Annotated in this window: 2 protein-coding genes (1 of these 2 running past the window's edge); both read left to right on the forward strand. The window is 68.5% G+C overall.

The window, feature by feature from the left end:
- A protein-coding gene (locus tag JFU57_RS21775) for a non-ribosomal peptide synthase/polyketide synthase (RefSeq protein WP_201130737.1) crosses the window boundary here: on the forward strand, positions 1-7062 show its 3' portion. The gene continues 15732 nt to the left of window position 1, outside the view; 7062 of the gene's 22794 nt are visible here — the last part of the coding sequence; its start codon lies off the left edge, out of view; its stop codon occupies positions 7060-7062.
- On the forward strand, positions 7059-21746 hold the full coding sequence (locus tag JFU57_RS21780) for a non-ribosomal peptide synthetase (protein ID WP_201130738.1): 14688 nt from the start codon (positions 7059-7061) through the stop codon (positions 21744-21746). The genes JFU57_RS21775 and JFU57_RS21780 overlap by 4 nt, the downstream gene beginning before the upstream one ends.
- Positions 21747-21753: the final 7 nt, after the last annotated feature.

Genomic DNA, 21753 nt, shown 5'->3' on the forward strand with positions numbered 1-21753 from the left:
GACGGCGTGCTGCTGTACCAGGGACGCAACGACCAGCAGGTCAAGCTGCGGGGCTTTCGCATCGAACTGGGAGAAATCGAAACCCGGATCGCGGCTTGTACCGGGGTCCGGGAGGCGGCGTTGCTGGTGCGCGAAGACGCCCCGGGCGACAAGCGCCTGGTGGCGTACTGCACGCCGCAGGTGGCCGGCGAGGCCCTGGATATCGAGGCCTTGCACGGTGCCCTGCAAGGCCAGTTGCCGGACTACATGCTGCCGGCGGCCTATGTCCAGCTGGAACGGTTGCCGCTGACCGCCAACGGCAAGCTCGACCGCAAGGCCCTGCCGGCACCGGACGCTTCGGCGCTGCTTAGCCGGGCCTATGAAGCACCACTGGGTGAGGTCGAAATCACCCTGGCGCGGATCTGGGCCGAGGTGCTCAAGGTCGAGCAGGTGGGGCGCCATGATCACTTCTTCGAGCTGGGCGGGCATTCGCTGCTGGCGGTGAGCCTGATCGAACGCATGCGCCAGGTCGGCCTCAGCGCCGATGTGCGGGTGCTGTTCAACCAGCCGACCCTGGCCGCCCTGGCGGCTGCGGTGGGCAGTGGGCGCGAGATCGAAGTCCCGGCCAACCGCATTGCCCTCGGTTGCCAGCGCATCACCCCGGACCTGCTGCCGCTGCTGGAACTGAGCCAGGAGGCCATCGACCTGATTGTCGCCAGCGTGCCCGGCGGTGCGGCCAATGTGCAGGACATCTACCCCCTGGCGCCCTTGCAGGAAGGGATTCTCTACCACCACATCAGCGCCGGGCAGGGTGACCCCTACCTGCTGCAATCGCGCCTGAGCTTCGACAGCCTGGAGCGCTTGCAGGCTTTTGCCGAGGCCTTGCAGCAGGTGATCGCGCGCCACGACATCCTGCGCACCAGCGTGCTCTGGGAAGGCCTGGAGCACCCCGTTCAGGTGGTCTGGCGCCATGCCGAGCTGCATGTGCAGGCGCAGCAGCTGGACCCGGCGGCGGGGGATATCGTCGAGCAATTGCAGGCGCGCTTCGATGCCCGGCACCACCGGCTGGACCTGGCCCAGGCGCCGCTGATGCGCCTGATTCATGCCGAGGACCCGCAGCATGGACGGGTGGTCAGCCTGCTGCTGTTCCACCACCTGGCCCTGGACCATACGGCGATGGAAGTGGTGGGCGCGGAAATGCGCGCGCTGCTGCTCAAGCAGCCCGGCGAGCTGGGCACGCCCATGCCGTACCGCAACTATGTGGCCCAGGCCCTGCTGGGGGCTGGGGAGCACGAACATGAGGCGTTTTTCCGCGACATGCTGGGGGACGTCGAAGAGCCGACCCTGCCATTTGGCCTGCAGGATGTGCAGGGCGATGGCCTGGATATCGACGAGGCGCACTGGCCATTGCCGGCGGCGCTGAGCCAGCGTCTGCGGGAGCAGGCGCGCACGCTGGGGGTGAGCGCCGCCAGCCTGATGCACCTGGCCTGGGCCCAGGTCCTGGGCCGGCTTTGCGACCGCGAGGACGTGGTGTTCGGCACCGTGCTGATGGGCCGCATGCAGGGCGGCGAGGGCGCTGACCGCGCCCTGGGGGTGTTTATCAATACCTTGCCGCTGCGGGTGACATTGGGCGAAACCGGCGTCCGTGACGGCGTGCGCGCCGTGCACCGGCGCTTGAGCGCACTGCTCGGTCACGAGCACGCGTCCCTGGCCCTGGCCCAGCGTTGCAGCCGGGTGGCGGTGAGTGCGCCGCTGTTCAGTGCCTTGCTCAACTACCGCCACAGCGCCCACGACGGGCTGCATGACGAGCAGGCGCCCTGGGCCGGCATCGAGCTGCTGGGGGGCGAAGAGCGCAGCAACTACCCCCTGAGCCTGAGTGTCGATGACCTGGGCCAGGGCTTTGCCTTGAGCGTGCTGGCGGTGGCGCACCTGGAGCCACAACGCATCTGCGGCTATATGCACACGGCATTGGAGCACCTGGCCCAGGCCCTGGAGCAAAACCCGGGGCTGGCGCTGAACCGCCTGCCGATTCTGCCTGAGGCCGAGCGCCGGCAGTTGCTGGAAACCTTCAACGCCAATCGCCGGCATTACCCGCGCGGGCAGACCCTTCATGGCCTGTTCGAAGCCCGGGTCGCCGAGACACCCGATGCGTTGGCCATGATCCAGGGCCCGCAGCAATTGAGCTATCGCCAATTGAACCAGCAGGCCAATCAACTGGCCCGGCATCTGCTGGAGCTGGGGGTGCAGCCGGACGATCGGGTGGCGATCTGCGTGCGGCGCGGCCCGGCGATGCTGGTGGGGATGCTGGGGATTCTCAAGGCCGGCGCCGCTTATGTGCCCCTGGACCCGGCGCTGCCGAGGGAGCGCCTGCGCTACCTGCTGGAAGACAGCGCGCCCCTGGCGTTAGTGACTCAGGGCGCACTGCTTGGGCAATTGCCGACCCTGGAGCTGCCGCTGATCGATCTGGACCAGTCGGCCTGGCACAACCCGGCGCTGGCCAATCCGCAGCTGGCACAACTGACCCCGGCGCACCTGGCCTATGTCATCTACACCTCGGGTTCCACCGGTTTGCCCAAGGGCGTGATGGTGGAGCACCGGACCCTGGAAAACCTCGTGCACTGGCATAACCAGGCCTTTGACCAGCACTCGGGCAGCCAGGTGTCCAGCGTCGCCGGCTTCGGTTTCGATGCCATGGCCTGGGAAGTCTGGCCGGCCCTGTGCGTCGGCGCGACCCTGCACCTGCCGCCGCCGGACGTCGGCAATGAAAACATCGAGCAGTTGCTGGCCTGGTGGCAGGCGCAGCCGCTGACGGTGAGCTTTCTGCCGACGCCGGTGGCCGAATACGCCTTCAGCCAGCACCTGCACCATCCGACCCTGAAGACCCTGCTGATCGGCGGCGACCGCCTGCGCCAATTCCCCCGGACCCAGAGCTTTGCGGTGATCAACAACTACGGCCCCACCGAAGCCACGGTGGTTGCCACCTCGGGCGCGGTGCAGGTGGGGCAGGCGTTGCATATCGGCACGCCCATGGCCAACGCCCGGGTCTACCTGCTGGACCGTCAGCAGCGGCCGGTGCCGGTGGGCGTAGCCGGCGAGCTGTATGTCGGCGGCGCCGGGGTTGCCCGGGGCTACCTGAACCGTCCGCAAATGACCGCCGAACGCTTCCTCGCCGACCCCTTCAGCCGCGAGCCCCAGGCGCGCATGTACCGCACCGGCGACCTGGCGCGCTGGCAGGCCGACGGGACCCTCGACTACCTGGGACGCAACGATGACCAGGTGAAAATCCGCGGTATGCGCATCGAGCTGGGGGAAATCGAAAGCGCCCTGGCGCGTCACCCTGGCCTCAACGAAGCGGTGGTGCTGGCGCGCCAGGATGAGTCGGGGCAGAGCCGACTGGTGGCGTATTTCACCGCCGCCGAGGGCCTGGATATCGAAGCACTGCGGAGCGGGCTGCAAGCCAGCCTGCCCGGGCATATGGTGCCGCTGGCCTATGTGCAGTTGCCGGCCCTGCCGCTGACGGCCAACGGCAAACTGGACCGCAAGGCATTGCCGGAGCCGGCTGCGCAGCATCTGCTGAGCCGTGAGTACCAGGCTCCCCAGGGCGCCGTGGAAATGGCCCTGGCGCAGATCTGGCAGGAGGTGCTCAAGGTCGAGCAAGTGGGGCGTCATGACCACTTCTTCGAGCTGGGCGGGCATTCGCTGCTGGCGGTGAGCCTGATCGAGCGCATGCGCCAGGCCGGCCTCGGCGCCGATGTGCGAGTGCTGTTCAGCCAGCCGACCCTGGCCGCCCTGGCGGCTGCGGTGGGCAGCGGGCGCGAGGTGCAAGTGCCGGACAACCTGATCCCGGGCGCTTGCCCGCGCATCACCCCGGACATGCTGCCCCTGGTCGAACTCGACCAGGCCACCCTCGATGGCTTGCTGGAGCGGGTCCCGGGCGGCGCCGCGAATGTGCAGGACATCTACCCCCTGGCGCCGTTGCAAGAAGGCATTCTCTACCACCACATCACTGCCCGGCAGGGCGATCCGTACCTGTTGCAATCCCATATGGCGTTTGCCGACCGGGCGCTGTTCACGGCCTTTACCCAGGCCCTGCAACAGGTGATCGCGCGGCACGATATCTTGCGCACCGGGGTGTTCTGGGAAGGCTTGCAGCAACCGCTGCAAGTGGTGCTGCGCAATGCCGAGCTGGTGGTGCACGAGGAACGGCTGGACCCGTCCGCCGGGGATATTCTTGGCCAGTTGCACGGGCTTTGCGATGCGCGCCATCACCGTATGGACATCACCCGGGCGCCGCTGATGCGGGTGCATATGGCCCAGGACCCGGTCCAGGGACGAATCGTCGCGGTGGTGCTGTTCCATCACCTGGCCCTGGACCACACCGCCATGGACGTGGTCGGCCATGAGCTGCGGGCCTTCCTGCAGGGCCAGGGCCAGAACCTGGGGACGCCGGTGCCGTATCGCAACTATGTGGCCCAGGCGCGCCTGGGTGTCAGCGAGCAGGAACACGAGGCGTTCTTCCGCGACATGCTGGGGGACGTCGACGAGCCAACCCTGCCGTTCGACCTGCAGGACGTGCAGGGCGACGGCGGCGGTATCGAAGAGCGCAGCCAGGCCCTGCCCAGTGCCCTCAGCGCCCGTCTGCGGCATCAGGCGCGGTTGCTCGGGGTCAGTGCCGCGAGCCTGTTCCACCTGGCCTGGGCCCGGGTGCTGGGCGCCACGTCCGGCAAGCAGGCGGTGGTCTTCGGCACGGTGCTGCTGGGACGGATGCAGGGCGGCGAGGGCGCGGACCGGGCCCTGGGCATGTTTATCAATACCCTGCCGCTGCGGGTCGAGATCGACGCTACCGGGGTGCGTGACGGGGTTCGCGCCACCCATCGCCGGCTCAGTGCCTTGCTTGGCCATGAACACGCGTCCCTGGCCCTGGCCCAGCGGTGCAGCGGGGTGGCGGCGCCGTTGCCGCTGTTCAGCGCCATGCTCAACTACCGCCATAGCCAGGACAGCAGTGCGCCCACGGCGCCACCGGCATCGGCCCACGGGATCGAGACCCTGGCCGGCGAGGAGCGCACCAACTACCCCCTGAGCCTGAACGTGGATGATCGCGGCGAAGGCTTCAGCCTGACCGCCATGACCCCGGCGCGGATCGGCGCGCAACGCATCTGCGGTTATATGCAAACGGCCCTCGAATCCCTGGCCGATGCCTTGGAGCGGGCGCCGGACATGGCCCTGAACCGCTTGCCGATCCTCACCGGCGCCGAGCGTCAGCACCTGCTGCTGGAGCTCAACGCCACCGAGGTCGCCTATCCCCTGAACCAGACCCTGCACGGGCTGTTCGAGGCCCAGGTCGAGCGCAGCCCGCAGGCCCCGGCGCTGCTGGCCGGCGGGCAACAGTTGAGCTATCGCCAGCTCAACCTGCGGGCCAATCAGCTGGCCCATCATCTGCGGCGCCAGGGCGTGGGCCCGGACACCCGGGTGGCGATCTGCGTCGAGCGCGGGCTGGAAATGGTCATCGGCCTGCTGGCGATTCTCAAGGCCGGCGGCGCCTATGTGCCGATCGACCCGAGCTACCCGGCAGAACGTATCGCCTACATGCTCGAAGACAGCGCGCCGGTGGTGGTACTGGTGCAAGCCGCGACGCAGCCGCTGGTGACGGCAGGGCTCGCTCCGTTGCTGGTCCTGGACCAGCCGCTGTGGCCGGCCGAGGCCCTGGACAACCCGCAGCTGCCTGAGCTGCACGCCGGGCACCTGGCCTACGTGATCTACACCTCGGGCTCCACCGGGCAACCCAAGGGGGTGATGAACGAGCACGGGGCGGTGGTCAATCGCCTGCTGTGGATGCAGCAGGCCTATGGCCTGACGGCGGCGGACGCGGTGTTGCAGAAGACTCCGTTCAGCTTCGACGTCTCGGTCTGGGAGTTCTTCTGGCCGCTGCTGACCGGCGCGCGCCTGGTGATGGCGCGCCCTGAGGGGCACAAGGACCCGGCCTACCTGTGTCAGGTGATCCAGGCCGAGGGCATCAGCACCGTGCATTTTGTGCCGTCGATGCTCGACCTGTTCCTGGCCCACGGCGCGGCGCAGTCGTGCCGCGCCCTGGTCCGGGTGCTGTGCAGCGGCGAGGCGCTGCCGGGGAGCCTGGTGCGGCGCTTCAAGCAGCAGTTGCCGGGCAGCGAGTTGCACAACCTCTACGGGCCGACCGAAGCCGCCGTGGATGTGACGGCCTGGAACTGCGCCGGTCCCCTGGAGCAGACCCCGGACAACACGCCGATCGGCAAGCCGATCGCCAACACCCGCCTGTACCTGCTCGACGAGCAGATGCAGCCGGTGCCCCAGGGCGTGGTGGGCGAGCTGTATATCGGCGGGGTGCAGGTGGCCCGGGGTTATCTGAACCGTGGGCAGTTGAACGCCGAACGGTTCCTGGTGGACCCGTTCAGCCCCCTGGACAACGCCCGGATGTACCGCACCGGCGATGTGGCCCGCTACCGCGCCGACGGCAATATCGAGTACCTGGGGCGCAACGATGATCAGGTCAAGTTGCGGGGCCTGCGCATCGAACTCGGGGAGATCCAGGCCCGCCTGACCCAGTTGCCCGAGGTCAGGGAGGCCGTGGTCCTGGCCCGGGAAGACGTGCCGGGGGACAAGCGTCTGGTGGCCTATTACAGCACCCACGAGACCGGCTCGCGGCTGGAGGTCGAGGCCCTGCGCGGGGAGCTGTTGCAGCACCTGCCGGAGTACATGGTACCGGCGCTGTATGTGCATCTACAGGCCTTGCCCCTGAGCCCCAACGGCAAGCTAGACCGTAAGGCGCTGCCGGCCCCGGGGCTGGAGGCGGCCATCGTCCGTGAGTACGAGGCACCCCAGGGCGACACCGAAATCCTCCTCGCCAGGCTCTGGGCGCAATTGCTCAACGTGGAACGGGTGGGGCGCCACGACAACTTCTTCGAGTTGGGTGGGCACTCGCTATTGGCCGTGAGCCTGATCGGCCGGCTGCATCAGGAAGGCATGGAAGCCGATGTCAGGGCCTTGTTCGAACATCCGACCCTGGCCGGGTACGCGGCAATTACCGAAAGAATGGAGATCGTCCTGTGAGCGTGATCGAACTGTTGGCAACACTGAAGGCAAAAGACATCCAGCTCGCGGTGCGCGATGAGCAACTGATTGTCCAGGGCAATCGCCAGGCGCTGACCGAACCTGCGGTGATCGCCCAGTTGCGCGAGTACAAGCCGCTGCTGATCGAGATGATCCGCTCGGGGCAGTACTCGGCGCCCAGGTCCGGCCAGGTCGAGGTGCCGCCGAACGGCATTCTGCCCGGTAGCCGCCATATCACGCCGGACATGCTGACCCTGGTGCAGCTGGACCCGGCGACCCTGGAGCGGGTGCTCGCCAGTGTCCCGGGCGGTGCGGCCAACGTGCAGGACATCTACCCCCTGGCGCCCTTGCAGGAGGGCATTCTCTACCACCATGCCAGTGCCGGGCAGGGCGACCCCTATGTGATGCAGGCGCACTTCGCCTTTGACCACCTGCAACGCTTGCAGGACTTTGCCCAGGCCTTGCAGGGGGTGATCGAACGCCATGACATCCTGCGCACGGCGGTGCTCTGGGAAGGCCTGGAAACGCCGCTGCAAGTGGTCTGGCGCCAGGCCACGCTGGCGTTGCAGGCCGTGCCGCTGGCGGCAGCCGACGGCGATATTCTCCAGCAGTTGCACCAGCGCTTCGACGCCCGTCACTACCGCCTGGACGTGACCCAGGCGCCACTGATCCGCCTGGCCTATGCCGAAGACCCGGCCAACCGGCGGATCGTCGCCGTGCTGCTGTTTCACCATATGGCCCTGGACCACAGCGCCCTCGACGTGGTGCGCCAGGAAATGTGTGCCTTGCTCCTGGGCCAGGGCCATGTGCTGGGCCCGGCGGTGCCGTTTCGCAACTACGTGGCCCAGGCCCGGCTGGGCATGAGCGAGGAGGAGCACGAGGCATTCTTCCGCCAGATGCTCGGCGATATCGACGAGCCGACCCTGCCGTTCGGCCTGCACGATGTACAGGGCGATGGCAGTGCCATCGACGAATTCAGCCTGCCCCTGGAACCGGCCCTGTGCCAGCGCCTGCGAACCCAGGCGCGGTTGCTAGGGGTGAGCACCGCGAGCCTGTTCCACACCGCCTGGGCCCAGGTGCTGGGGGCGCTGTCGGGCAAGCGCAAGGTGGTGTTCGGCACGGTGCTGATGGGGCGCATGCAGGGCGGTGGCGACAACGACCGGGCCCTGGGCATGTTTATCAATACCTTGCCGTTCCGCTTCGACCTGGACGCCAGCGCCGTGCAGGACGCCGTCAAGGCGGCCCACGGACGGCTCACCACCTTGCTCCGGCATGAACATGCGCCACTGGCCCTGGCCCAGCGTTGTAGCGCGGTCGCGGCCCCGGCGCCGCTGTTCAGCAGCCTGCTCAACTACCGCCACAGCGCGCCGCCCAGCGCCAATCTGGTCGCTGCGTGGCAGGGCATCTCCAGCCTCGACTCCGAGGAACGCACCAACTACCCCCTGACCATGAGCGTCGATGACCTGGGCCAGGGCTTTGCCCTGACCTTGCTGGCCAGCCGCGAGGTCGATCCGCAGCGGGTTTGCGATTACTTGCGCACGGCCTTGGAAAACCTCGCGCAGGCCCTGGAGCAGGCGCCGCAGGGGGCACTGAACCTGTTGTCGGTCCTGCCTGGCGCCGAGCGCGAGCACCTGCTGCAAGGCTTGAATGGCAGCCGGGTCGACTACCCGCTAGGGCTGAGCATCGGCCAGCGGGTCGCGGCCCGCGCTGCCGAGCAGGCGGATGCCGTGGCGGCGCTGTACCAGGGGCAGCCACTGACCTATGGCGAACTCAATCGCCGGGCCAATACCCTGGCCCGGCGCCTGCTGGACCTGGGTGTGCAGCCCGATGACCGGGTGGCGGTGATCGCCCGGCGCGGCCTCGACACCCTGGCCGGCCTGCTGGCGGTGCTCAAGGCCGGAGCCTGTTATGTGCCGATCGACCCGGCCCAGCCCCTGGAACGCCTGAGCTACCTGCTCGATGACTGCACCCCGGTGGCGGTGCTGACCCAGGCCGGGCTGCGGCAGCGTTTGCCGGCCCTGTCCGTGCCGCTGATCGAGCTTGAGGACGGCGCCGCGGCAGGGGTGGCGTTCGCCGATCCGTCACTGGCGAATTTGACCGCGCAGCACCTGGCCTATGTGATCTACACCTCCGGTTCCACCGGCCTGCCCAAGGGGGTGATGGTCGAGCATCGGACCCTGGGCAACCTGGTGGACTGGCACAACCAGGCCTTCGACCTGGGCCCTGGGCGGCATACGTCGAGCCTGGCCGGCTTTGGTTTTGATGCCATGGCCTGGGAAATCTGGCCGGCGCTGTGTGCCGGCGCGACCCTGCATCTGCCGCCCGCCCGGGACGGCAACGAAGACCTGGACGAGCTGCTGGCCTGGTGGCGCGCCCAGCCGCTGGACGTGAGCTTTCTGCCGACCCCGGTGGCCGAGTACGCCTTCAGCCAGAACCTGGGGCACCCGACCCTGCGCACCCTGTTGATCGGTGGCGACCGCCTGCGGCATTTCTCCAGGGACCCGGGGTTTGCAGTGATCAATAACTACGGCCCGACCGAAGCCACGGTGGTGGCGACCTCGGGTCGGATCGAACCGGGCCAGGTCCTGCCGATCGGCAAGCCCATGACCAATGCCCGGGTCTACCTGTTGGACGAGCAGCAACGCCCGGTGCCCCTGGGGGTGGCGGGGGAGCTGTATGTGGGCGGGGCTGGGGTCGCCCGGGGTTACCTCAACCGCCCCGAATTGAGCGCCGAGCGCTTTATGCACGACCCCTTCAGCCGCGAGCCCCAGGCGCGCATGTACCGCAGCGGCGACCTGGCGCGCTGGCTGGCGGATGGCAGCCTGGAGTACCTGGGGCGTAACGACGATCAGGTCAAGGTGCGCGGCATGCGCATCGAGCTGGGGGAAATCGAAAACCGCCTCAACCAATTGCCCGGGGTACGCGAAGCGGTGGTGCTGGCCCGGGAAGATGAACCCGGCCAGCCACGGCTGGTGGCCTACTTCACCGAGCAGCCGGCAGTCGAGGCGCTGGTGCCGGCCGAGTTGCGCAGCCACCTGCTGGCGCACCTGCCGGAGTACATGGTGCCGGTGGCCTACGTCAGGCTCGACGCATTGCCGCTGACCGCCAACGGCAAGCTGGACCGCCGGGCCCTGCCCAAACCCGACCGGGCGGCGACCTTCAGCCGCGGGTATGAGGCGCCCCAGGGCGAGCTCGAAACCACCCTGGCGCAGATCTGGGCCGAGGTCCTGCAGGTGGAGCAGGTGGGACGCGGCGATCACTTTTTCGAGCTGGGCGGCCATTCATTGCTGGCGATGCGCATGGTGTCCCAGGTGCGCCTGCAACTGGGCGTGGAGCTGGCCCTGGGCGAGCTGTTTGCCAACCCCGAACTGGCGGCCGTGGCCCAGGTCCTGGCCCGGGCCGGACGCAGCGCGCTGCCACCGATACTGGCGGTGCCTCGGGACGCGCCGCTGCCGCTGTCCTTTGCCCAGCAACGGCTGTGGTTTATCGGGCAGATGCAGGGGCTGGCGAGCGCCTACAACATTCCGGTGGCCCTGGGCCTGCGTGGGCGCCTGGATGCCGATGCGCTGCAACGGGCCCTGGCGCGGATCGTCGCGCGCCATGAAAGCCTGCGCAGCCGCTTTATCCTGGAACACGATGAGCCCCGGGTGCAGATCACCCCGGCCGAGGCCGGTTTCCAGTTGCATTACCAGGACCTGCGCGGCCAGCCGGCGGCGGCGTTGCAGGAGCAGGTGCGGGGCCACGGCGCGCAGGCCTTCGACCTGCAGCAGGGGCCACTGATTCGTGGGCAACTGCTGCACCTGGCAGACGAGCATCACGTGCTGCTGTTGGCCCTGCACCATATCGTCGCCGATGGCTGGTCGATGGGCGTGCTGACCCGGGAGCTGGTGGCGCTGTATGCGGCCTTCAGCCAGGGCCGGGACGACCCGTTGCCGCCCCTGGCCTTGCAGTACGGCGATTTTGCCCTGTGGCAACGGCGCTGGCTCAGCGGCGAGTTGCTGCTCAGGCAAAGTGCCTACTGGCAGCAGGCCCTGGCCGGCGCCCCGGCCTTGTTGCTGCTGCCCACCGACCGGCCCCGTCCGCCGCAGCAGGCGTATGCCGGGGGCTGTGTCGAGGTCGCGCTGGACCCGCAGTTGAGCGCCGGGATGCAAGCCCTGAGCCAGCGCCATGGCTGCACCCTGTACATGACCCTGCTGGCAGGCTGGAGCCTGCTGCTGAGCAAGCTCTCGGGGCAGGACGACCTGGTGATCGGTTCGCCGGTGGCCAACCGCACACGGGCCGAGGTCGAAGGCCTGATCGGCCTGTTCGTCAACACCCTGGCGCTGCGCATCGAGGTGGCGCCGGAGCACAGCGTCGAGACGCTGCTGGCCCAGGTCAGGGATGTGACCCTGCAGGCCCAGGCCCATCAGGACCTGCCGTTCGAACAGGTGGTGGAGTTGACCCGGCCGCAGCGCAGCCTGTCCCACAGCCCGTTGTTCCAGAACATGCTGGCCTGGGACAGCGGCTCGGGCCCGGGCCTGGCCCAGGCCATGAGTGAATTGCATCTGCAGTTGGAAGCGGTCAGCGGCGGCGAGCACGTGGCCAAGTTCGACCTGAGCCTGACCCTGGGCCTGAGCGAGGGGCGGATTTGCGGTTCCCTGGTGTACGCCACGGCCTTGTTCGAACACCGGACCCTTGAGCGTTACCTGGGGTATTTCGAGGTTGTGTTGCAGGCCATGGTGGCCAACGACCAGCGCCCCCTCGGGCAGATCAGCCTGCTCGACCCCGAGGCCCGGGCGCAGGTGCTGCAAGGATTCAACCCGGCACCGGTGGCGTTTGCCCAGGGGCAGACCCTGCATGGGCGGTTCGAGGCCCAGGCGGCACGCACCCCGCAAGCGCTGGCGTTGCAGGTCGGCGAGCAGCAACTGAGCTACCGCGAACTCAACGAGCGCGCCAACCAGTTGGCCCATCACCTGCGCGAACAGGGCGTGGGGCCGGATTCGCGGGTGGCGATCTGCGTCGAACGCGGGCTGGGCATGGTCGTCGGTCTGTTGGCGATCCTCAAGGCTGGTGGCGCTTACGTGCCCCTCGACCCGAGCCATCCCGGGCAACGCCTGGCCTGGCTGCTGGAGGATTGCGCGCCGGCGGCGGTGCTGGTCGAGCCCGCCACGCTCGGCTTGCTGGGGCAGATGGCGCTGCCGCTGATCAATCTCGATCAGCGCTGGCTGCAACCCTCGACCAACCCCCAGGTACCCGGGCTGACCGCGCAGCACCTGGTGTATGTGATCTACACCTCGGGTTCCACCGGCTTGCCCAAGGGCGTGATGCTTGAGCACCACAGCCTGCTCAACCTGGTGGACTGGCATAACCAGGCTTTCGCCCAGGGCCCGGGCAGCCACACCAGCAGCGTCGCCGGTTTCGGCTTTGACGCCATGGCCTGGGAGGTCTGGCCGGCGCTGTGCGTCGGCGCCACCCTGCACCTGCCGCCGGCCGGGATAGGCAGCGGCAACCTCGATCAACTGCTGGACTGGTGGCGCGGGCAGCCGCTGGACGTCAGCTTCCTGCCGACCCCGGTGGCGGAATACGCCTTCGCCCAGGCGCTGGGCCACCCGACCCTGCGCACCCTGTTGATCGGCGGTGACCGCCTGCGCCAGTTCACCCGGGACCAGCGCTTCAAGGTGATCAACAACTACGGGCCGACCGAAGCCGCAGTGGTGGCGACCTCCGGCCCGATCGAGGCCGGAGGGCCCTTGCACATTGGCACGCCCATCGCCAACGCCCGGGTGTACCTGCTGGATGAACAGCGGCGGCCGGTGCCGGTCGGCGTGGCCGGTGAGCTGTACGTCGGCGGGGCCGGGGTGGCGCGGGGTTACCTGCACCGTCCCGAGCTGACGGCCGAGCGCTTTGTCGACGACCCGTTCACGGCCACGCCCGGCGCGCGCATGTACCGCAGCGGTGACCTGGCGCGCTGGCTGGCCGATGGCAGCCTCGACTACCTGGGGCGCAACGACGATCAGGTGAAGATCCGCGGGGTGCGCATCGAACTGGGCGAGATCGAAACCCGCCTCAACGCTTACCCGGGGGTCAAGGAAGCGCTGCTGCTGGCCCGTGAAGACCAGCCCGGGCAGGCCCGGCTGGTGGCGTATTTCACCGCCCTCGACCCCAGCGCCGCGCCGCAGCCGGGTGAGTTGCGCGGCCACCTGCTAAGCCATTTGCCGGAGTACATGGTGCCGGTGGCCTATGTGCGCCTGGACGCACTGCCGCTGACCGCCAACGGCAAGCTCGACCGGCGGGCCTTGCCGGCGCCGGACCTGGCGGCGCTGTTCAGCCGCGACTACGAGGCGCCGCAAGGCCCCCTGGAAACCGGGCTGGCGCAGATCTGGGCCGACTTGCTGCAGGTCGAGCGGGTCGGACGTCGCGATCACTTCTTCGAGCTGGGCGGGCATTCGCTGCTGGCGATGCGCATGGTGTCCCAGGTGCGCCTGCAACTGGGCCTGGAACTGGCCCTGAGCAACCTGTTTGCCAACCCGGAACTGGCCGCCGTGGCCCAGGCCCTGGCCCAGGCGCGCCCCGACAGCCTGCCGCCGATTGTGGCGCAGAGCGCCGAGGGGCATTTGCCGTTGTCGTTCGCTCAGCAGCGCCTGTGGTTCCTGGCCCAGATCGAGGGCGCCGGCAGCGCCTACAACATTCCCCTGGGCCTGAGGCTGCGCGGGCCGCTGGACGTGGCCGCGCTGACTCAGGCCCTGGAAGGCATCGTGCGGCGCCACGAGGTCCTGCGCAGCCGCTTTGTGCAGGTCGAGGATCAGCCGCAGGTGTTGATTGCCGCCGCCGAGGGCCTGTTGAGCCTCGGCCGGCACGACCTGAGTGCGGATCCCCAGGCCTTGCAGGCCCTGGTGCAAGGCGAGGCGGCACAGCCATTTGACCTGGCCCGGGGGCCGCTGATTCGCGGGCACCTGGCGCAGCTCGGCGCCGAGCACCATGTGCTGCTGCTGACCCTGCACCACAGCGTCGCCGATGGCTGGTCGATGGGGGTGCTGACCCGTGAGCTGATGGCGTTGTACGCCGCCTTCAGCCAGGGCCAGGGCGACCCGTTGCCGCCTCTGGCGGTGCAGTACAGCGACTTTGCGCTCTGGCAGCGGCGCTGGCTCGGCGGTGAGCGCCTGCAGCAACAAAGCGCCTATTGGCAGCAGGCCCTGGCCGGTGCCCCGGCCTTGCTCAGCCTGCCCACTGACCGCCCGCGCCCTGCGCAGCAAAACTATGCCGGGGGCAGTGTCGAGTTGCGCCTCGACCCGAGCCTGACCGAGCAACTCAAGGCCCTGAGCCGACGCCACGGCAGCACCCTGTACATGACCTTGCTGGCCGGCTGGGGCGCCTTGCTCGGTCGCCTGGCCGGGCAGGCCGAGGTGGTGATCGGGTCCCCGGTGGCCAACCGCACGCGGGCCGAGGTCGAAGGGCTGATCGGGCTGTTCGTCAACACCCTGGCCCTGCGCATCGAGCTGCCGCCCGGGTTGAGCGTCGCGACCTTGCTGGCCCAGGTCAGGGACCGGGTCGTGCAAGCCCAGGAACACCAGGACCTGCCGTTCGAGCAGGTGGTGGAGATCAGCCGGCCGCAGCGCAGCCTGTCCCACAGCCCGCTGTTCCAGAGCATGTTGTCCTGGGACGGCCAGCCCGGTGCCGCCCTGGCGCTGGATGCCCTGCAACTGGAGGTGCTGGAGGGCGGCGAGGCCTTCGCCAAGTTCGACCTGGCCTTGAACCTGGGTGAAGCCCAGGGGCAGATTGTCGGCTCCCTGGTGTATGCCTCGGCCTTGTTCGATGGGAGCACCATCGAGCGCTATGCCGGTTACTTCCAGCGCCTGCTGCGGGCGATGGTCGCCGATGACCAGGGGCTGCTGGAGCAATTGCCGCTGCTTGAGCCGCACCAGCGCGAGCAATTGCTGGTGGGGTTCAACGCGACCCAGGTAGCGTTCGACCTGGAACAGAGTATCCACGGCCTGTTCGAGGCCCAGGTGCAACGCAGCCCCGATGCGCCGGCCCTGGTGACCGAGGGCGGGCAGCTGAGCTATCGCCAGCTCAATGCCCGGGCCAACCAGTTGGCCCGGCACCTGCGCGAGCAAGGTGTGGGCCCGGATACGCGGGTGGCGATCTGCGTCGAGCGCGGGCTGGAGATGGTCATCGGCCTGCTGGCAATCCTCAAGGCCGGCGGCGGTTACGTGCCGATCGACCCGGGTTACCCGGCGGAACGCATCGCCTACATGCTTGCAGACAGCGCGCCGGTGGCCCTGTTGCTGCACGGCGCGACTAGGCACCTGCTGCCTGAGGTGGCGGCGCCGCTGATCGACCTCGATCAGCCACTGTGGCATCACCAACCGCACGATGATCTAGCGGTGCCCGGGTCGAGCCCGCGCAACCTGGCGTACGTGATCTACACCTCCGGCTCCACCGGCCAACCCAAGGGCGTGATCAACGAACACCGGGCCCTGGTCAACCGCCTGCTGTGGATGCAGCAGGCCTACGGCCTGACGGCGGCGGACGCGGTGTTGCAGAAAACCCCGTTCAGCTTCGACGTCTCGGTGTGGGAGTTCTTCTGGCCGCTGATGACCGGTGCGCGGCTGGTCATGGCGCGCCCGGACGGGCACAAGGATCCGCTGTACCTGAGCCAGGTGATCCAGGCCGAGGGCATCAGCACCGTGCATTTTGTGCCGTCGATGCTCGATGTGTTCCTGGCCCAGGGCCAGGCCGCCCGTTGCACTGGACTGCTGCGGGTGATCTGCAGTGGCGAGGCGCTGCCGGGGAGCCTGGTGCGGCGCTTCAAGGGTCAGTTGCCGGGCAGTGAGTTGCATAACCTGTATGGCCCGACCGAGGCTGCGGTAGACGTTAGCGCCTGGAACTGCGCCGGCCCCCTGGAGCAGACCCCGGACAACACGCCGATTGGCAAGCCGATCGCCAACACCTGCCTGTATGTGCTCGATGGGCAGTTGCAGCCGGTGCCGCTGGGGGTTACCGGTGAGCTGTATATCGGCGGGGTGCAGGTGGCGCGGGGTTACCTGAATCGGCCGCAACTCAATGCCGAGCGCTTTGTGCACGATCCTTTCAGCCGCGAACTCGAGGCGCGCCTGTACCGCACCGGGGATGTGGCCCGTTACCTGGCCGACGGCAACCTGGAGTACCTGGGGCGTAACGATGACCAGGTGAAAATCCGCGGCCTGCGCATCGAACTGGGGGAAATTCAGGCGCGCCTGACCCAGTTGCCCGGGATCAAGGAGGCGGTGGTTCTGGCTCGGGAGGACGTGCCGGGAAATAAGCGCCTGGTGGCTTATTGCACCACCGCTGACGCCAGCCAGCGGCTGGACATCGAACAACTGCGCAGCCAGTTGCTGCTGCACCTGCCGGAGTACATGGTGCCGGCGCTGTTCGTGCACCTGCAGGCCTTGCCCCTGAGCCCCAACGGCAAGCTTGAGCGCAAGGCCCTGCCGGCGCCGGGCCTGGAGTCGATGCAGGCGCGGCCTTATGAAGCGCCCATCGGCGCTACCGAAACCCTGTTGGCCGGGCTCTGGGCCGAGCTGCTGAATGTGCAGCGGGTCGGGCGCCATGACCACTTCTTCGAACTGGGCGGGCATTCGCTGCTGGCGATCACCCTGATCGGGCGCATGCGCCGGGCCGGGCTGACGGCGGATGTGCGGGTGCTGTTCGGCCAGCCGACCCTGGCGGCCCTGGCCGCGGCCGTGGGCGAAGGCCGCGAAGTCGAGGTGCCGGCCAACCTGATTGGCCCCGATTGCCCACGCATCACTCCACAATTGCTGCCGCTGTTGAACCTGGAGCAGGAGGCGATTGACCGGATCGTCGCCAACATCCCGGGCGGCGTGGCCAACGTGCAGGACATCTACCCCCTGGCGCCGCTCCAGGCGGGGATCCTGTATCACCATATCCTCTCCAACCAGGGTGATCCGTACCTGCTGCAGGCGCAGTTCGCCTTTGACAGTCAGGAGCGGCTGCAGGCCTTTACCCAGGCCTTGCAGGCGGTGATCGAGCGCAACGATATCCTGCGCACCGCGGTGTTCTGGGACGGGCTCGAAGAACCGGTGCAAGTGGTGCTGCGCCAGGCCGGGCTGCAGGTGCAGGAACTGCGGGTCAGGGCCAGCGGCGGCGAGGTGCTGGAGCAATTGCTGACCCGCTTCGACCCGCGGCATTTCCGCCTGGACCTGGCCCAGGCGCCGCTGCTGCGCCTGTACCACGCCTGGGACAAGCGTCAGCAGCGGGTGGTGGCCTTGCTGCTGTTTCATCACTTGGTCATGGACCATGTGGGCCTTGAGGTGTTGCAGCAGGAAGTCCAGGCCTGCCTGCTCGACCAGCGCGAGCAACTGGCGCCGGCGGTGCCGTACCGCAACTACGTGGCCCAGACCCGCCTGGGCATGGGCGAGCAGGAACACGAGGCGTTCTTTCGCGACATGCTCGGCGATATCGACGAACCGACCCTGCCGTTCGGCCTGGCCCAGGTCCAGGGTGACGGCCGGGATATCGAAGAAGCTCGCCTGGCCTTGGGCGCACCCTTGAACCAGCGCCTGCGCAACCAGGCCCGGCAGTTGGGGGTGAGCGCCGCGAGCCTGGTGCACCTGGCCTGGGCCCAGGTGCTGGGCGCGGTCTCGGGCCAGGAGCACGCGGTGTTCGGCAGCGTGCTGTTTGGCCGGATGCAGGGCGGCGAGGGCGCCGAGCGGGCCCTGGGGGTGTTTATCAATACCTTGCCGCTGCGGGTCGACCTTGGCGAGCAAGGCGTACGTGCCGCGGTGCTGGCGACCCATGCCCGGCTCGCGCGGTTGCTGGCCCATGAGCACGCGCCCCTGGCCCTGGCCCAGCGTTGCAGCGGGGTGGCGCCGCCGACCCCGTTGTTCAGCGCGCTGCTCAACTACCGCCACAGCGCGGTGGCGACGGCGCCATCGGCGGCGGCCGGGGCGGCCTGGCACGGCATGCATCTGCTCAAGGCCGAGGAGCGCAGCAACTACCTGCTGACCCTGAGCGTGGACGACCTGGGCAGTGACTTTGTACTCAGCGCCATGGCGGCTGCCGGCATCGGCGCGCAGCGGGTCTGCACCTATATGCAGACCGCCCTGGACAACCTGGTGCAGGCCCTGGAGCAGACGCCGCAGCAGGCCATCGGCCAGCTGTCGATTCTCTCGGCGCAGGAGCGCCAACAATTGCTGGTGCAGTTCAACGCCAGCGACCGCGACGTGCACCACGACCAGACCGTGCACCGGCTGTTCGAGGCCCAGGCCCAGACCAGTCCGCAGGCAGTGGCGGCGGTGCAGGGCGGGCAATCCATGAGCTACCACGAGCTCAACCGGCGGGCCAACCAGTTGGCGCACCGCTTGCTCGACCTGGGTGTGCAGCCGGGGGACAACGTGGCGCTGCTGCTGCCGCGTTCGTTTGAACTGTTGCTCGGCCAGTTGGCGATCAACAAGTGCGCGGCGGTCTATGTGCCGCTGGACATCAACGCTCCGGCCGAGCGCCTGAGTTTTATGCTCGACGACTGCCAGGCGGTGCTGTTGCTGACCCGGGGCGAGCCGCTGCTGCAACACCCGGTGCCGCGCCTGGACCTGCTGCAAGCGGGCCTCGATGGCTGGCCGAGCCAGGACCCGCAGTTGCCGCAATCGTCCGAAGCGGTGGCGTACATCATGTACACCTCCGGCTCCACTGGCACCCCCAAGGGCGTGCTGGTGCCGCACCGCGCCATCGTGCGCCTGGTGCGCGACAACGGTTACGCCGATTTCAACCCCCTGGACCGGCTGGCATTTGTCTCCAACCCGGCGTTCGACGCCAGCACCATGGAGGTCTGGGGCGCCTTGCTCAACGGTGGCCAGGTGCTGGTGATCGAGCATCAGACCCTGCTCGAACCCGAGGTCTTCGGCCGGGCCCTGGTGGACTCGGGGGCGACCGTGCTGTTTCTCACCACGTCGTTGTTCAACCAGTATGTGCAACTGATTCCCGAGGCCCTCAAGGGCCTGCGCATGCTGTTGTGCGGCGGTGAGCGCGCCGATCCGGGGGCCTTTCGCCGCTTGCTGGAGCAGGCCCCGGACCTGCGTCTGGTGCACTGCTACGGTCCTACCGAAACCACCACTTTTGCCACCACCTTCGAGGTCCGGGCGCTGGCGGCGGATGCCGACAGCGTGGCCGTGGGCGGGCCGATCGCCAACACCCGGGTGTATGTCCTGGATCGCAGCCGGCAACCGGTGCCGCTGGGGGCGGTAGGGGAGATCTACATCGGCGGCCAGGGCGTGGCCAGGGGTTACCTGAACCGCCCGCAACTGACCGCCGAAAAGTTTGTGCACGACCCTTTTGTCGAGCAGCCCGGGCGCCTGATGTACCGCACCGGCGACCTGGGTCGCTGGCTGGGCGAGGGGCGGCTGGAGTGCATCGGTCGCACCGACGACCAGGTCAAGCTGCGGGGTTTCCGCATCGAACTGGGCGAAATCGAAACCCGGCTCGCCGCATGCCCCGGGGTCAGGGAAGCGGCGGTGCTGGTGCGCGAGGTCGGCCCGGGGGACAAGCGCCTGGTGGCCTATTACACCCGTCACGCCACGGCCGCCACGGCGGACAGCGAAGGGTTGCGCGTCGCATTGCAGAGCCAGCTGCCGGACTACATGGTGCCCGCGGCCTATGTGCTGCTCGAGCACCTGCCGCTGACCGCCAACGGCAAGCTGGACCGCAAGGCCCTGCCTGCGCCCGAGCTGCAAACCCTGGCCGGACGGGCCTATGAGGCGCCGATCACGGCCCTGGAGCAGAGCCTGGCGCGGGTCTGGGCCGAGGTCCTGCACGTGCCGCAGGTCGGTCGCCATGACAGCTTTTTCGAGCTGGGCGGGCACTCGCTGCTGGCGATCCGCCTGCTCAATCGCATGCAGCAGGAAGGGTTGAAAGTGACCCTGGCCGAGTTGTTCCAGCATGCCAGCGTCGAGTCGATTGCCACCTTGCTCGGCCAGCGCACGGCAGTGCCGGACGACCAGCAGAGCGTGATCGAAGTGCGTGCCGGTGGCAGCCAGCCGCCGTTGTTCCTGGTGCATGAGTTCAGCGGCATGGACCTGTACTTCCCGGTACTGGGGCGGCATATCGAGGGCGATTTCCCGATCTACGGCTTGCCCGGGATCGCCTTGCAGCACCCGCAATTGCACACCCTGGAGGGCCTGGCCGCGCGCCTGGTACGGCTGATCCGCTCGGTGCAGGCCGAGGGGCCGTACCGCCTGGCCGGTTGGTCGTTTGGCGGGGTGCTGGCGTATGAGGTCGCCCTGCAATTGCAGGGGCAGGACCAGGTGGTGCAGTTCCTTGGCCTGATCGACAGCTACATGCCGCGCCTGACCGATCAGGGCAAGGCCCGCTGGAATGGGCCGCACGCCCTCAAGCGTCACCTGCTGCTGCAATGCGAAAGCCACTGGACGGTCCAGGGCGTGCCCGGCGAGGCGGCCCTGGATCGGGTCCGACAGTTGGGCATGGAGCTTGAACAGCATGACTTTGCTTCACTGCTCCAGGCCTGCCGTGAGCGCCAGGTGCTCAACCCGCAGTTGCTGGAAACCCCGGCCAGCGACCTGGAACGCTTCCTGGCGCGGGAAGTGGCCCACGGGCATGCCATGGCCCATTACGCCCTGCATCCGATCGCGCTGCCGGTGCATCTGTTCTGTGCCCGGGAACGCCCGACCGAGCTGGCGCGGCGCAGTACCAGCCTGGGCTGGGGCGACGTCCTGGGGCCGCGCTTGCAGGCGGTCAGTGTGCCGGGGGATCACCTGAGCATGATGCAGGCGCCCCATGTCCAGACCCTGGGGCAGGCGATCAGTGCGGCCATGGCGGCCGCGGCCCCCGAGGCTTTGGCGCCGCACCAGCCGCTGCTGAGTATCCAGACCGGTCGCCCCGGGCAGGCGCCGATTTTCTGCGTGCCGGGGGCAGGCGATAGCGTGACCGGATTTATCGGCCTGACCGATGCCCTGGGGCCGGACTGGCCGCTGTTCGGCCTGCAGCCACGGGGCCTGGATGGGCAATGGCCGCCCCACAGTCAGGTGGAAAGCGCTGCCGAGCACGGGCTGTCGGCGCTGGAGCAAGTGTGTCCGGAGGGGCCGCTGCATCTGGTCGGCCATTCCTTCGGCGGCTGGGTGGCCTATGCCCTGGCCGCCCGCCTGCAGGCCCGCGGGCGCACGGTGGCGTCCCTGACCCTGATCGACAGCGAAGCGCCCGGCGGCAATGGCGGGGTGGCCAGACCCTACACCGCGACGGCGGTCCTGGAGCGCCTGATCGAGGCCTTGCAGCTGGCGTCGGGCAAATCCCTGGGCATCGAGCCGGTGGCGTTTGCCGCCGCAGACGACCCGACCCAACTGCGCCTGCTGCACGCGGGCATGGTGCGGGTCGGCCAGCTGTCGCCCCGTTCAACCCCCGAGGCGATCTACGGCACGGTGCGCACCTTTGGCGCGGCGCTGCGCACGGTCTATCAGCCACAGCTGTTGTACCGGGGGCCGGTGCGCCTGGTGCTGGCCGAGGACCCGGCCCTGGACAGCGCCGGCAACCTGCTGGAGCAGGAGGCGATGATCCGCGGCTGGCGCCAGTACGTCGAACCGCTGTCGGTGTGGCATGGCCCGGGCAACCATTTCAGCATCCTCAAGGCGCCCGACGTCTACAGCCTTGCGGCCTGGTGGCAGGAAGGGCTGGCGCTGGCGGTGGGCGAGGGTGTGTCGTGAGGCGCTG

Source organism: Pseudomonas sp. TH07, assembly GCF_016651285.1.
GTDB lineage: Bacteria > Pseudomonadota > Gammaproteobacteria > Pseudomonadales > Pseudomonadaceae > Aquipseudomonas.